The organism is Stieleria neptunia (assembly GCF_007754155.1).
GTDB classification, from domain to species: Bacteria; Planctomycetota; Planctomycetia; order Pirellulales; family Pirellulaceae; genus Stieleria; species Stieleria neptunia.
On the sequence record NZ_CP037423.1, the window covers coordinates 4,515,554 to 4,530,707 of the forward strand.

The 15,154-nt window shown below is 58.2% G+C and carries 9 protein-coding genes; 7 read left to right on the forward strand and 2 right to left on the reverse strand.

Features of this window, described 5'->3' with window-relative positions; all coding sequences use genetic code 11:
• Positions 1–265 precede the first annotated feature (265 nt).
• The 6 genes from Enr13x_RS15690 (at position 266) to Enr13x_RS15715 (ending at position 9,805) form a co-directional block, all read left to right on the forward strand.
• The gene (locus tag Enr13x_RS15690) at positions 266–2,707 is read left to right on the forward strand and encodes a DUF1592 domain-containing protein (RefSeq protein WP_145387608.1); all 2,442 of its coding nucleotides are present in this window, start codon (positions 266–268) and stop codon (positions 2,705–2,707) included.
• Entirely contained in the window at positions 2,704–4,050 is a 1,347-nt protein-coding gene (locus tag Enr13x_RS15695) for a DUF1552 domain-containing protein (RefSeq protein WP_231744320.1), read from the forward strand. The genes Enr13x_RS15690 and Enr13x_RS15695 overlap by 4 nt, the downstream gene beginning before the upstream one ends.
• A gap of 17 nt (positions 4,051–4,067) precedes the next feature.
• Complete coding sequence (locus Enr13x_RS15700; protein WP_231744321.1) at positions 4,068–5,678, forward strand: ankyrin repeat domain-containing protein; 1,611 nt, start codon at positions 4,068–4,070, stop codon at positions 5,676–5,678.
• Positions 5,679–6,031: 353 nt separating this feature from the next.
• Positions 6,032–7,477, forward strand: coding sequence for a sulfatase family protein (locus Enr13x_RS15705; protein ID WP_145387610.1), 1,446 nt, complete (start codon positions 6,032–6,034; stop codon positions 7,475–7,477).
• Between the two features lie 130 nt (positions 7,478–7,607).
• Positions 7,608–9,125, forward strand: coding sequence for a sulfatase family protein (locus Enr13x_RS15710; RefSeq protein ID WP_145387612.1), 1,518 nt, complete (start codon positions 7,608–7,610; stop codon positions 9,123–9,125).
• Between the two features lie 500 nt (positions 9,126–9,625).
• Positions 9,626–9,805: a hypothetical protein gene (locus Enr13x_RS15715; RefSeq protein WP_145387613.1), complete on the forward strand. Its 180-nt coding sequence runs from the start codon at positions 9,626–9,628 to the stop codon at positions 9,803–9,805.
• Positions 9,806–9,996: 191 nt separating this feature from the next.
• On the opposite strand, the gene Enr13x_RS15720 is transcribed toward Enr13x_RS15715, so the two are convergent.
• Positions 9,997–11,580, reverse strand: coding sequence for a sulfatase family protein (locus Enr13x_RS15720; RefSeq protein WP_197456052.1), 1,584 nt, complete (start codon positions 11,578–11,580; stop codon positions 9,997–9,999).
• Between the two features lie 540 nt (positions 11,581–12,120).
• On the opposite strand from Enr13x_RS15720, the gene Enr13x_RS15725 reads away from it, so the two are divergent.
• On the forward strand, positions 12,121–13,116 hold the full coding sequence (locus Enr13x_RS15725; protein ID WP_145387615.1) for an IS110 family RNA-guided transposase: 996 nt from the start codon (positions 12,121–12,123) through the stop codon (positions 13,114–13,116).
• Positions 13,117–14,065: 949 nt separating this feature from the next.
• On the opposite strand, the gene Enr13x_RS15730 is transcribed toward Enr13x_RS15725, so the two are convergent.
• Positions 14,066–14,908, reverse strand: a complete 843-nt coding sequence (locus tag Enr13x_RS15730; RefSeq protein ID WP_145387617.1) for a hypothetical protein — start codon at positions 14,906–14,908, stop codon at positions 14,066–14,068.
• Positions 14,909–15,154: the final 246 nt, after the last annotated feature.

Consider the following 15,154-nt stretch of genomic DNA (forward strand, 5'->3'; position numbering starts at 1 on the left):
TGAACCTGGCCTCGTGCCGGTCGCTGGCGCGTCCCGCTGAAATTTGTACAGCGTCATCCACCGGCCAGACGCCTGATACTCCCCCCAAATCCGCCATCTTGGGATAGAAAACCACCTGAAATGGATCTTCCGCGGACGGACATCTGTTAAACTGGATGTCCCACCAAATTCGCCGGCGGAACGCGTTTTGATCGTGCGGCCGGCCCTTTCTCGCGCCGATCACGTCGGCAGGCCACGTAAAACGCGACGAATGCGAAACGAAAACATGAATCGATGCACGCGAAACCGATTCTCTTTTTGTGGTTTTCCCGCTTGTGTCTTCGGCGTGTCGCTGTGGTTCGGATCGCTGTCGGTGTGCCTCGTAAACGCCGCAGAACCGACGGGTTCGCCGGCGGACGAAATCGCCAAAGTGCTGACCGAATCGGAGTACTCGGGTCTGGAGACGCTCGTCACCGAATACTGCTTGGATTGCCACAGCGAAGATGAACCGGAGGCGGACCTGGATCTTTCCGTGGTCGGCGAACAGAGCATCCAAGCGAGCGCGGAACTTTGGGAACGCGTGCTACGCGAACTCACTTCCCGCCGCATGCCTCCGCCCGATTCATACCGGCCCTCCGAACAGATTTATCAAAACACGAGCGAACGGTTGGTCGAGGCCTTGGCACACGTGGCTGCCAAGCATCCCCGGCCCGGCAGAACCGACACCTTTCGCCGGCTGAACCGATTCGAATACCAGAACGCGATCCGCGATCTGTTGGCGCTGGACATCGACGCCGAGGCCCTGTTGCCGGCGGATGAATCGAGTCACGGTTTCGACAACGTGACCGTCGGGGATCTGCCGCCGACGTTGGTCTCACGCTACATCAATGCGGCTCGCAAGATCAGCCAATTGGCGATCGCCAGACCGTCGGATCAATTGGAAGGCCACACGTACCGAATGCCCGCCGACGTGACGCAAGAAAAACACGTGGTCGGGCTGCCGCTGGGAACGCGGGGCGGCATGTTGCTGCACCATACCTTTCCGCGATCGGGCGTGTATGAAGTGCAAGTCAACTTGGCCCGCGACCGCAACGAACACGTCGAAGGGCTCAACGGAAAATACCAGATGGAGTTCCTGTTGGACCGCGAGCGTGTGGCCGAGTTTGAACTGGTCCCGCCCAAGGCTCGAAATCGATACTTCTTTGACGACAGCCGATTGAAGGCCCGCGTGACGGTGGAAGCGGGGCCACATGATTTGGGCGTGACGTTTATCAAGAACAAGTCGTCGTTGATTGAGACGAAACGGCAGCCGTTGAACGTGCATTTCAATTCGCACCGGCATCCGCGTTTGACGCCCGCGGTCTATCAAGTTTCGATCACCGGACCCTACGCCGACGACGATGCATCAGCCGCCGCTGAATCGCCGCCCGACACCCCCAGCCGTCAACGCGTCTTCAGCTGTTACCCTGCCTCGCCGGAACAGAACGAGGCCTGTGCCAGGCAGATCATTTCGCGGCTGGCCCGTCTCGCGTATCGACGAGCGGTCGATGACGCGGATGTCGACCGATTGATGGAGTTCTACCGAGACGGTGCAGCCGCAGCCGGTTTTGAGGCGGGGATCGAACGCGCACTCGCATCGATTCTGGTCAGTCCACGTTTTCTGTTTCGCATCGAACGCGATCCCGACGGACTGGATGTCGGCGACGCCTACGCGATCAGCGACGACGAGCTGGCGTCACGCCTGTCGTTCTTCTTGTGGAGCAGTCTTCCGGACGATGAACTGCTGACCGTCGCCGAAGGCGGGAACCTGCGAGACCCGAGTGTGCTCCGCGAACAGATGCAGCGGATGCTGAACGATCCGCGTGCCGAAGCGTTGGTGACCAATTTCGCCAACCAGTGGCTGCATCTGCGAAACCTGGAATCCAAGACTCCCGACGCGCGGTTGTATCCCGATTTTGATGACAATCTGCGGCAAGCGATGCGGCGGGAAACGGAACTGTTTTTCCAAAGCATCATCCGTGAAGACCGCAGCGTCTTGGACCTGCTGCGTTCCGACTACACGTATCTGAATGAGCGGTTGGCCAAGCACTATGGGATCCCACATGTTTACGGCAGCCGCTTTCGTCGCGTCAGCCTTTCCGGCGATGAACATCGGGGCGGGTTGCTGCGGCACGGCAGCATCTTGACGGTGACCTCCTACGCCACCCGCACGTCTCCGGTGATTCGGGGCAATTGGGTGTTGGTCAATCTGCTCGCCACCCCGACGCCGCCTCCACCGCCGAACGTTCCGTCGTTGGAGGAAGAAGTGATCGGCGCGGAGCTTCCGATCCGCGAACGTCTTGCCAAACACCGTTCCAATCCGGCGTGTGCCAGTTGTCACGTGATCATCGATCCGATCGGGTTTTCGCTGGAAAACTATGACGCGGTCGGACGCTGGCGGGACACCGAATTCGGCGTGCCCGTCGATTCAGAAGGCGCCCTTCCCAGCGGCGACAGCTTCCAAAGCGTGACGGGACTGGAGGCGGCGATCATGCAGCGGCCCGAGTTGTTCGCCACCGCGATGACCGAAAAACTGACCACCTACGCCTTGGGGCGAGGGATCGGCGAATCCGATGGCCCGGCGATTCGCGAGATCGTTCGTCGCGCCGGACAAGATCAGTACCGTTTTTCTACGTTGATCTGGGAAATCATCAACAGCCCGGCATTTCAAATGAGGACCTACCGGTGAACTTTATTCGAAAGAAAGCAATCTCGCGTCGCACGGTGTTACGCGGCGTCGGCGGTGCCATCGCCCTGCCGTTGCTCGACGCGATGGTACCGGCCGCCACGGCGCTCGATGCAACCCCGGCGGCACCCGTTCGACGTCTCGGTTATGTCTTCATGCCGATGGGATGCGACCTGTCACGCTGGAAACCGCCCGGCGAACCCACCCTCGGCGCGTTGCCGCCGATCCTCAGCTCACTCGAGCCGGTCCGAGACCAGGTCACGGTGATCAGTAATTTGGAATTGGCCAACGCTTACCCGGGTTCGCACGCGACATCCAACTCGGCGTTCTTGAGTGCGGCCAAGGCGAAGCATACCGAGGGGACGGACTACTATCTGGGAACAACCGCCGATCAATTGGCGGCCAAACAGATCGGCCAGTCCACGCAACTGCCATCGATGGAATTGTCGATGGACCTGATGCAAACCGTCGGGCAATGCGACAACGGTTATGCCTGCGTGTACCAGAACAATTTGTCGTGGTCTTCACCGACCACCCCGCTGCCCTCCGAAGCGCATCCGCGGATCGTGTTCGAGAGCATGTTCGGAGCGGGCGGCACTGCAGCCCAGCGTCGGGCGGAATTGAACGAAAAGGCGAGTCTGTTGGATTGGATGTCCGAAGACATTGCCCGCTTGAATCGCGAAGTCGGCGCGTCGGATCGAATCCGGATCAACCAATATTTGGATTCGGTGCGCGAAGTCGAACGCCGGATCCAGAAAGCCGAAGCGGACGCCAAAGACAACGAGCTGCCGGATTTGGATCGGCCGATGGGCGTCCCCGCCTCGTATGCCGATCACGCCCGATTGATGTTCGATCTGCAAGTCCTGGCGATGCAGGCCGATATCACACGCGTGATTACGTTCCAGTTGGCTCGCGAGACGAGCAACCGAAGTTATCCCGAATTGGGAGTCCCGGAATCGCATCACCCGCTGTCGCATCACGGCAACGACGAAGAAAAGATCGCGAAGATGGCAAAGATCAATCAGTTCCACGTGTCGCTGTTCGCGGGCTTTCTGGAAAAGCTGCGAGCGACGACGGACGGCAACGGCACGTTGCTGGATCATGCGCTGTTGCTCTACGGCAGCGGCATGGGAAACCCGAACGTTCACGACCACTCCGATTTGCCGATCATCGTTGCCGGCGGTGCAGCCGGCGGCATGCAGGGTGGACGGCACATCCAATACGATCGCCCCACGCCCCTGGCCAACCTGCACCTGACGTTGTTGGACAAGGCCGGCGTCAAACTGGACAAGTTTGCCGACAGCGAAGGACCGGTCGACGAACTGTTTGAACCGCTTTCGGTGTGATCGCAATGGAACCAGTCATGAATCGATTTGTCGAGAAACACGCGGACGAGATGACGACGCTGCGGACAAACAGGCGCGTCTTCACCATCGCGATTTGCGGCCTTTGCCTGGGCGTTCTGCTCAGCGGTGTGGTCGCACCGGCTGCCGAACCGAAATTGGCGGCCGAACCGAAATCGACCGTCGAACCGGTATTGGCCGACGCGGTTGAAAGACAGGATCGTCTGCGGATCGCCGACTTGCTGGATCGTGTTTCGACCGATGCCGGGGACGATGCGGTCGACATCGATGCGACGCAAGTCGACGGGATGACGGCATTGCACTGGGCCGCGTACCTGGACGACGTGGAAACGTGCAATGCGATCGTCAAAGCGGGCGCGGCGGTGGATTGCAAAAACCGTTACGGGGTGACGCCGTTGTCGCTGGCCTGCAGCAACGGAAACGGGCAGCTCGTCAAGCTGTTGCTGGAGCATGGTGCCGATGCCAACGCGACGCTCAACGGCGGCGAGACGGTGTTGATGACGGCGGCCAGAATCGGTCGCGTCGAACCCGTCCGCGCACTGCTGAAACACGGTGCGGACGTGAATGCGACCGAACGCAACGACCAGACGGCGTTGATGTGGGCATCGCACGAAGGGCACGCCGAGGTCGTCGATCGGTTGCTCGATGCCGGAGCGGATTTTGAAACGCCGCTGAAGTCGGGTTACACGCCGATGATGTTTGCCGTGCGGCAAGGACACTGGCCGGTGGTAAAACGATTCTTGGATGCGGGCGTGGATGTCAATTTGGCGATGAAACCGGCCAGCAGCGCGGGGAAAAACGTCGCCAACCGGACGTCACCGTTGATACTGGCGATCGAAAACGGGCATTTCGAACTCGCCGTCGAATTGCTCAAGGCCGGAGCCGACCCCAATGACCAACGGACCGGGTTTTCGCCGCTGTTCACCATGTCTTGGGTTCGCAAGCCGCCGCTGGGAGACAACGCGTATGGCGACCCGCCGCCGATCGGATCGGGATCGATGACCAGTTTGCAGTTTGTGCGAGCACTGGTCGAGCACGGCGCCGATGTCAATGCGCCCAAGGAACGTAATGGCGGTCGCGGCAAGTTCGGCAAGAAGGGCGCGACCGCGTTTTTTGCCGCCGCCGGGACGGCCGACGTTGCACTGATGCAGACGCTACTGGAATTGGGGGCCGATCCCACGCTGGCGGCCGACAACGGTTGGACGCCATTGATGATGGCCGCCGGCATCGGCAGTGGTTCCGAAGGCGATTCGGCGGGCTCGGAACCGGAATGTCTGGCAGCGGTTTCCTACCTGATCGAATTGGGGGCCGACGTCAACGCGGTGGACAACAACGGCGAAACGGCGATGCACGGCGCTGCCTACAAAATGATGCCGTCGGTCGTCAACTGTCTGGCCGCCAACGGCGCCGACGTCAATATCTGGAGCAAGGTGACCAAGCAGGGCCGGATGCCGCTGTGGATCGCCATGGGTTATCGCGGGGGCGGAAATTTTAAACCCTCCTACGAAACCGCCGACGCCATCCGCGCATTGATGATCGCCGAGGGTATCACGCCACCTCCGCCGCCGAAGCAGAAGCTTGAAAAGGGCTATCGACCCGGCGCTGGATGATCGCGAGTGGCGCGGTGCGGTCGGGAGCAGGAGAATGGTGGCAGAATGATTCGGGGCAGAATGATGAAGCAGGGGAATCGGGGCAAGACGATGGGGGCAAGACAATGGGGCCCGTGAGTCGTTAGAAAGGCTTTGGCCGCGTGGATGCCGATTGCTCGCTTGGTTTTCGTCTGTCCCATCGATCAACACAGTGCCCACCCATCAGTCCGCCCACCCATCATTCTGCCCACCCATCATTCTGCCCCGTATCGTTCTGCCTTTTCTATCATTCTGTCTTCTCTATCGTTTTGCCCCCATTGTCTTGCCACACCAACCCGCCCCGCCCCTTTCACATCACTCTCCCGCCGCCCCCTATGACCGCCCAAAAACAATCGCTTCCCTGTACAGTTGTCGCAGCACTTTGTTTACAGCTTGTCTGCTGTCTGTCTCTCCAAGCCCAGTCATCCGGACGTCCGCACATCGTGTTGGTGATGGCCGATGACCACGGTTATGGCGACACCGGATTCACCGGCCATCCGTTCGTCCAGACGCCGCACTTGGACGCGATGTCCAAAGCGGGAGTCGTCTTCGATCGGTTTTACGCCAGCGCGCCGGTTTGTTCGCCGACTCGGGCCAGCGTGATGACCGGGCGTCATCCGTTTCGCACCAACGTTCCCAATCACGGCCACTACATGCGGCCCGATGAAACGACGATCGCTGAAGCGCTCGGCGATGCCGGTTACGTCACGGGACATTTCGGCAAGTGGCACATCGGGTCGGTCCAACCGGACAGTCCGACCAGCCCGGGCGGGGCCGGCTTCGATGAGTGGCTCTCTGGATTGAATTTCTTTGACAACGATCCTTACCTCAGTCGTAACGGAAACTACGAGCATCTTCAGGGGCCCGGTAGCGTGATCAGCATGGATGCGACGATCGAGTTTTTGACCAAGCATCACGGCGGCGATCGGCCGATGTTTTCGGTCACTTGGTTTCCCTCGCCCCACGACCCGCAACAGGAATTGCCGCAGGGGATCCCCGACGCGGCGACGCTGTACAACGATCAGCCGACCAAGAAACCCGGCTACTTTCGCGAGATCACGCTATTGGATCAGCAAGTCGGACGGCTTCGAAAGACATTGCGCGATCTGGGCATCGCCGACAACACGCTGCTTTTTTATTGCAGCGACAACGGCGGTCTGATCGTCGAATCGTCCGGTGGGCGAAACAAGAAGGGCAGCATCTACGAAGGCGGGTTGCGTGTCCCCGCGATCTTGGAGTGGCCGGCGCGATACCGTCCGCGATCGATCCAGACACCGGCGTTTACCGCCGATCTGTATCCGACGCTGGTGGCGATCGCCGGGGCCAGCGTCGCACATCAACCCAAGCTAGACGGCATTGACCTTGCCGACGTTCTGTCCGGCAAACAAACGGTTCGTCCCCCGATGGGGTTTTGGCACGGGCACACGCAAGGCCAAAGCACGTACAGCGATCGAATCATCCGCGCGCTCCTGGAAGCCAAACAAGCCGGTCAGCCGAATCCGCATCCCGAACGGATTTTGAAGAACGTGGAAGCGTTTCCGACGTTCGGCGAAGACGGCATGCGAGGCCACGCGGCTTGGAATGCCTGGCCGTGGAAACTGCATCGCATCCAGAACGGTGAACGAGTGAAATTCGAGTTGTACAACCTGGTGGACGACCCGATGGAGCAAACGGATTTAAGCGAATCGCAGCAAGGTCGCGTCGCGGAATTGAAAGCGGACCTCGAAGCCTGGCAACGATCGGTTTTGGACAGCTGGTCCGGGAAAGATTATGTGAAATGACGCGTTGCCTCGTAGGGCATGCTGTGCATGCCAAATGTCACGCACAGCGTGACCTACCAGCTGTCGTCACGCACAGCGTGACCTACGGACCATGGAATCATCGACAGAACGACCACAACGGATCTCCAGTATGAAAACGAACCTTCTGCTTCCCCGCCTTGCGGCGTCTCTACTCACCCTTATTGTCGGTTCGTTCGTCCGCGCCGATGATCGCCCCAGTTTCGTCCTGTTGATGGGGGATGATCACGGATGGAGTGAAACGGGATACAACGGGCATCCCTATTTGCAGACTCCCGTGCTGGACCAGATGGCGGAAAGCGGGTTGAGATTGGACCATTTCTATTCGGGGCACCCCTCGTGTTCGCCGACGCGGGGCAGCGTGCTGACGGGGCGGCATCCCAACCGCTACGGCACGTTTTCTCCGGGATGGTCGATCCGTCCCCAGGAAATCACGATCGCGCATTTGTTGTCCGATGCCGGTTATCGATGCGGGCATTTCGGCAAGTGGCACCTGGGCCCAGTCAAAAAACAGTCTCCGACCAATCCGCGTGCCATGGGATTTGACGAATACGTCTCGCACGACAACTTTTACGAGATGAATCCCCAATTCTCCCGCAATGGCGGTCCCCCAGAAACATTTAAGGGCGAGGGATCGGAAGTCACCATCGACGAAACGATCAAGTTTATCGATCGAGCCCGCCAAGACGGAAAACCGTTCTTGGCCGTGGTCTGGTTCGGGTCGCCCCATGAACCGTACAGCGGGCTAGACAAAGACCTCGCGCTCTACGATGACCTGCCCGAGTCGTTGTCCCAGCGGTCGGTTCGGTTGACATCGATGGAGACCGGCCGCCCGACGACGCGTCCCTTGCGGGACGTATTGCGCGAACGTTATGCCGAAATCACCGCGATGGATCGTTCGATCGGAACCTTGCGGGATCACCTCCGCGACGCCGGTTTACGCGACAACACCTTGCTCTGGTACTGCGGCGACAACGGAAGCCCCCGTAGCAGCGGCCGCGCGACGACTCCGTTTCGCGGCGAAAAAGCATTGATGTATGAGGGCGGCATCCGAGTTCCGGGGCTGATTGAGTGGCCTGCGCAGATCAGCCAAGGGCGGGCCAGCGACGTCAATTCGGTCACCAGCGACATGCTGCCGACGCTTTGTGACTTGGCCGGGGTCGAAACGCCGGACCGTCCCCTGGATGGAATCAGCGTCGTGCCGGTGATCGAGGGGACGATGAAACAACGGCCCAAACCGATTTGTTTTTGGAGCTATCCGAGCAAACGCGTGACCGGTGCCAGCCCCAAGCCGAGGCCGTACATCGATCTGGCGTTGCAGGAAGGGACGACACCACTGGTCAAAGAAATGGCCGGCAAACTGACTCGCAGTTTCAACAACTTCCATCAACCCGAAATTGCAGAAGCCGATTACGCGGGGCCGCGGGTGATCTTGGACAATCGCTACAAACTGGTCGTCGATGGCCAATCAGGCAGCGAAGCAAACGTCGAACTGTTTGATTTGCACGCCGATCGAGCGGAGCAGGAAAATCTCGCCGGCAGCGAACCGGCGGTCACCAAACGCTTGCTCAGCGAACTACGCCAGTGGCAAACGTCGGTACTGAACAGTTTGCAGGAAGTGGATTATTGATGGTTGCGTTCACGCGCCACTGGCTGACGCCACGTGCTGGGATGCATTTCAGTGTGACGCGTGAGCGGAATAGAAGTGTCGGGTCTCCTGAAGTGGGATAGGCTTCCAGCCTGTCATTTCGGCATCGACAGGCTGGAAGCCTATCCCACGTATTTTCCGTGCGTTGCGTGAGCGACCGGCGCGTGTCAATCGTTGCAGATGTTCCTCATCGGCTTAATCGGCAAACGTTGACTGTTCGTTACCTTTTCGGATTCTCTTCAAACGCGCCCGCAATCCTGCCGAAATGGATCAAACCAAGGTCGGGAATCATTGCCGTGAACGGATGCTGAGCCAATTTGGGAGATCCATCCGTGCGTTACATGCTTCCCGTTTTCGTTCTACTGCTTTCCGGTTGTAGTGCTTCAGGCCCGTTGAGTTGGTTTCGAAGAACGCCGGTGGTACATCACAGCCCGTCCTGCTCGCAATGTTCGCCGTCGACAGCCGTTCCGATCGGGTCGGCCGTGCCCGATTCGATGGTGCTCGAGAGTGCACCGGTCGACCATGGCATTTACTACGACGAAATCTTGGACGAGGGCGCCATTGAAAGTCGACTCGATCCCCCGATGAGTTTGCCGTCGACCGACGGTTCCGCTCCGAACGCGGAGTCAATTCCCGCCCCGACGCCGGATCCCGAAGCGTAGAGCATGCTGTGCATGCCACCGGTCGCAGCGCAGCGATGAAAGTAGGGCATGCTGTGCATGCCATTTGTCACGCACAGCGTGACCTACGCAGGCATCCGTCACGCACAGCGTGACCTACGCAGGCATCCGTCACGCACAGCGTGACCTACGCAGGCATGCGTCACGCACAGCGTGACCTACGTCTCCGTTCATCACAACGACGCCGGGTGACGACGCACCTTGACGTCGTTCCGCTGGGGTGGTCCGGGCGAGCTACGGCCGGTGGTGATCGTCGTTTCCAATAACGCTTGCATCGCTTTCAGCCGCTGGGGTTGTTCGGCCGCCAGATTGCGCGTCTCGGCAAGGTCTGTCGCCAAGTCGTAGAGCTGGACGGGTTGGCTTTGATCGCCGCCTTTGCCCCAGCCACCCGATCCCGGCGCGGCGATGTATTTCCAGTTTCCACGGCGCAAACTGGGCACCCCGCGAATCGAACAGCTGACCGACGTTTCGCGAATGGGTTGGGATTCACCCTTCAGCAGCGAGACCAGGCTGAAACTGTCTTCGCCGGCGTCTTCGGGCAACTCAATGTTCCAGATGTCGGCAAACGTGGCCAGCAAATCGGCTTGATGGACCAGCTGCGAACAAACGCTTGCCGGCTCGACCACACCGGGCCAGCGGACGATGAACGGAATGCGATGTCCGCCTTCCCACGCATCCGCCTTGTAGCCCCGCAGCGGACCGCTGGGGAAATGGCCCTGCCGTTCCAACGATTCGACGCCGATGTACGGGGCGCAGCCGTTGTCGCTGGTAAAGACCACGAGGGTCTCGTTCGCTTTGCCGCTGTGCTCGATCGCGTCGAGCACTTGACCGACCACGGCATCGGTTTCCATCACGAAATCGGCATACAGTCCCAGGCCACTTTTGCCTTTCCAAGCGTCGTTGACCGACAACGGCGTGTGGGGTGAAGTCAGCGGCATGTAGACCAGGAACGGATCGGGCGACTTGGCTGCGGCGGCAATGTACTGGGCGGCTCGTTCCGCCAGCGCGGGCAAGATCGGCTCGAGCGTCCAACCGGCCAACGCGGGACCTTGATTGCTGGCCTGGTTCTTACGCAGCAACTCCACCGGCAGAAACTCGGTCGGAATCCCGACCGTTCGATCGTTTTCGATGAAGCAGTACGGCGGCCAGTTGGGGACGTCGGTGCCGAAGTAGACGTCGAAGCCACGCGTGCTGGGACCGCCACCGATCGGTTGTTCGAACACCTCGCGCCAGACCGCTCGATGCGCGTCGCTCGCGACGGCTTCGCCTTTGGGGCGTGCTTTGAATAACTTTGCCCCGGCGTCGGGAATCGGCCAATCCCATCCCAAGTGCCATTTTCCGATGCAAGCGGTTTGATAACCGTGCTGCTTGGCCAGCGATCCGATGGTCATGCGGTCCGCCGCGATCAGTGGTCCGCCCCAGAGTCCGACGATGCCGGCTTGCAAGCGAGAACGCCAGTGATAACGCCCAGTCAGAATCGTGTATCGCGAGGGGGAACAGACGCCGGACGACGAGTGCGCGTCGGTGAATTTCATGCCCTGGTTGGCCAGCCGATCGATGTTTGGCGTCGGAATCTTGCCACGCTCGGGGTTGTAGCACTGCACATCGCCATAACCGAGGTCGTCGGCGTAGATCACGACGATGTTCGGCTGGGGCGCTGATTCAGCCTTCACCGACGCCGGACAATGGCAGAACGCAACAGCTGCCGCGAGCGTCCAACAAGCGAGTGACATCCTTTTGGCAAACGACTCAATCATGACGAATCTCTTTTCGGTAAGGTCACTGGGGGCGATAGGGTCACTCCGGCGACAGACACCATCAACGTCCAAGTGCCGCGTTCACCACGATACAACGATAACGCGTCGAGCGTCCACTTTATCCCGGAGGTCGTCAATTCTTTTACTGCAGGATTTGGCAACCGATTTAGATTCTCTCCCTCTGGGAGAGACGGCGTTTGCGCAGCAAGCAAACGCCAGAGAGGGCCGGCGCCCAGAAAGGCTTAGCGACTTCCGCGACAATCGATGTGGGCTGCGAAACCGATCACCAGCCCCCTAGTATCTCGCCTGACTGGCAATTCCAGGCGATTTGATCATCGTTTGGGCTGTCGATGTTGGGTGGCTGCCTGCAGCGGTTTCCCAACACTGCTGTGTAGATCGTAATTTCCCCTAGGTGGTATTCAACGCCGTGGATGAGCTTGAGTCGCACAGCAGTTCGTTTTGAACCCGAACCGTCGCTTGATCGACCCAATCGCGTTATCGCATGTGGTCAGATCGTATTCACTAGGATGGGACTTAACTATGAAACAGAAGTACAACCGTGTCATTGGTATTGACGTCGCGTCAGACAAAATTGATGTCAATGACTCCGCAGGAAAGATTGCCAAACAATTGCCCAACACGATTTCAGCGATCAGCAAAAAGCTGTTCAAGAGAATCCAAGACACTGAAAATACATTGGTTGTCTGTGAAGCAACTGGCGGCTACGAATATCTGATTGTGGAGGCTGCTCACGACGCTGGTGTACCGATTTGCGTGGCCAACCCGAGGCAGGTCCGTGACTTTGCCAAAGGGCATGGCTATTTGGAGAAGACCGATGTGATCGATGCATTCATGATCCGCCGTTTTGGCGAAGATGTGGAAATCCATCTGACACCTCCTCGCACGGCGCAAGAGAAAGAATTTCTTTCAACAGTGCGGCGTCGAACCCAAGTGAAAGATTTGCTCTCCCAGGAGCAAAACCGACTCAGTCAAACCCGTGACAAGTTTGCCGCTCAACAAATCAAGGAAACGATTTCGCACCTGAAAAAGCAGCTAAAAAGCCTCGACAAACGCATCGAAAAGATGCTCAAGGACCTCAGTAAAGTCGATCCCAAAGTAGAAATCTTGTTCAGCGTCAGTGGAGTTGGTCCAGTCACCGCTGCGACACTCCTGGCCGAGCTGCCAGAACTGGGACAACTCAACCGAGGTCAAATTGCCAAACTTGTCGGTGTTGCTCCGTTGGCCAACCAAACAGGCAAGAGCGACAAGAAACGAAAGGTCCGAGGTGGACGTTCACAAGTCCGAAGCGTGCTCTACATGGCGACACTGGTTGCAACGAAACACAACCCAGTCATCAAACGTTTCTACGATCGGCTTATCGCCAAAGGTAAAATCAAAAAGTTAGCTTTGGTAGCGAGCATGCGCAAATTCCTGACGATTCTCAACAACATGATTCACTGCGGCGAATCATGGAAGAACCCTCAGGTCAATGCGAAGAAGGAGCAAAAGGCGACTACGGCACCGTCGCTAAACTAGGACCGTAGTCGCCATACGTGCTCGATGCGTCATTGACACACCGGCGACTGAGTTATCCCTGGCACGGTTGCATCTCTGCAGAGCCCTGTTGCGTTTCACCCAGCGGCTCAAGTTTACTGCTGCGCAACAATCGCGTCACCCAAATTTCCAAAAATCATTGAACACCGGCGCAATGCCTAAGAAAATCTCGGGGGTTCGGGGGCTGGCCCCTGACCACACTGGATCTCGGAATCGAAAAATCCAAGATTTTCGATCTGACCTCTTGCCACAATTTAAGACCGTCGCTCATCCCCAGCCCTTCTCCCCCACAAATCGACAAGCAAGCTTGTTACGATTTGTGGGGGAGAAGGGAGCCATGAATCTTGCAGTCATAAAATTGACGTCCCGAGGGATTTCAGCGAGTAGCCGGAGGTCAGCGCAGCGCCACCTCCGGGCCACGCCCTTGTTTCTTGCGGTTTTAGCGGCAGGGCGCGAGCCCTCCGGTTTTTCATCTTTGCCACAACACCGGAGGGCTCGCGCCCTGCCGCTAAAAAATGCTTCACAGCGTTGCCGGACGGGGGCGCAGCGAATCCCAGCACCCCGCCCAGCGACGTCTCCTGCTGACTGGCGCCCCGGAAACCGACCGACTCCGACGAAAAAGAGTCCTGACGCCTTCTACGCTCGAGCGTCCACTTTATCCCGGAGGGATTTCAGCGAGTAGCCGGAGGTCAGCGCAGCGCCACCTCCGGGCCACGCCCACAATCCTCCCCTCGACCCCGGACGGGGTCGCAGCGAATCCCAGCATCCCGTCCAGCGACGTCTCCCGCCGATTGGAAACCTCGGATAACGACGAAAAAGAGTCCTGACCCCTTTTCACGCGACGAATCGATGACTGGCGATCACGAGGGTCGCCGCGAGTGATCGTCCACTTCAATAACCACGACTCGCCGACTCCGCGCGCACCGCATTGTTACTTTGTTCCGGAATCAAAAGGGAGAACATTGATCTTCTGCCCGCAATGATGCACACCATCTAGAAAAACTGTTTGGTCTTTGGCCGAGAAGTGAATGTGGCAATTCGGGCATTTCACAAACCCTGCTGCGTTTGCTTTCACGGTGGCAACGGGGATTTCATCAAACTTCTTTTCGACCCAGATGGATTCTAACTTCGAACAGTTTTTGCACCCAAACGTCTTGGTCTCGCTCGCAGGAACACCAGAGTAGGGGAAGCGATCACGAGAGGCAGCAAACCATTCCTCTGGATCAGCGTCACGAATGACCTCAAACAACGGATGACGGTTATCGCGCCACGTTCGAATAGACGACTGATGGAGTTCGCAAGTTTTCGGATAGGGGGATAGCCGAATGCCAAGATCCTCCGAAACGAAAGGGAAATGCAGCCACGGATACAGCCGCTTTCCGTAGCCCGTCGCATCCCATTGCGCCTCAAGGTATTTCAGCGGATTCCTTGCTACCATTGACCAAGATACTTTCGGGAATGCCAGTACATCTCCATGCTCGGAATCAATTGACGCGAATAGTTCGAGAGATGGAATCCAGCAAAACATTCCCTCGGGGGAGTACTTGTCTGACGATGCGATCAGATCAAACACATCGACTTGGTACGTTCCATCCAGCGACTCGTAAGGATCGTCGGGAATCGATTGACATCCGGGGTACACGCGAATGATGGAGCGTGACAGATCACCAAAAGCCTTCAGTGTGATCTCCCCCACAATCGATGACTGTGTGTCGTAAGCCAATTGCCTTTTAGACTCCAGGAAATGTCTTAGATCATCGGGAATCATTGTCATTGTTGAGTCGTCGATTCTTCACGCCGCGAAAAAATATATACACAGAAAAAGCCATCATGCACGGCGCGACACCAAATGCCAGGAATTGCGCCGTGCGTGTGAAGCCAGCACAAAGTACGGTGTCGTGACCCGACGTTTTAATGTCGATTGCGTCGAGGGCTCGTAGGGATTCACGAATGCATTTGCGTCAGCTAGCGAGAAGTTGTCGCCGAATTATCCAGTTTCCTGCCTGAATTGCAATCAATT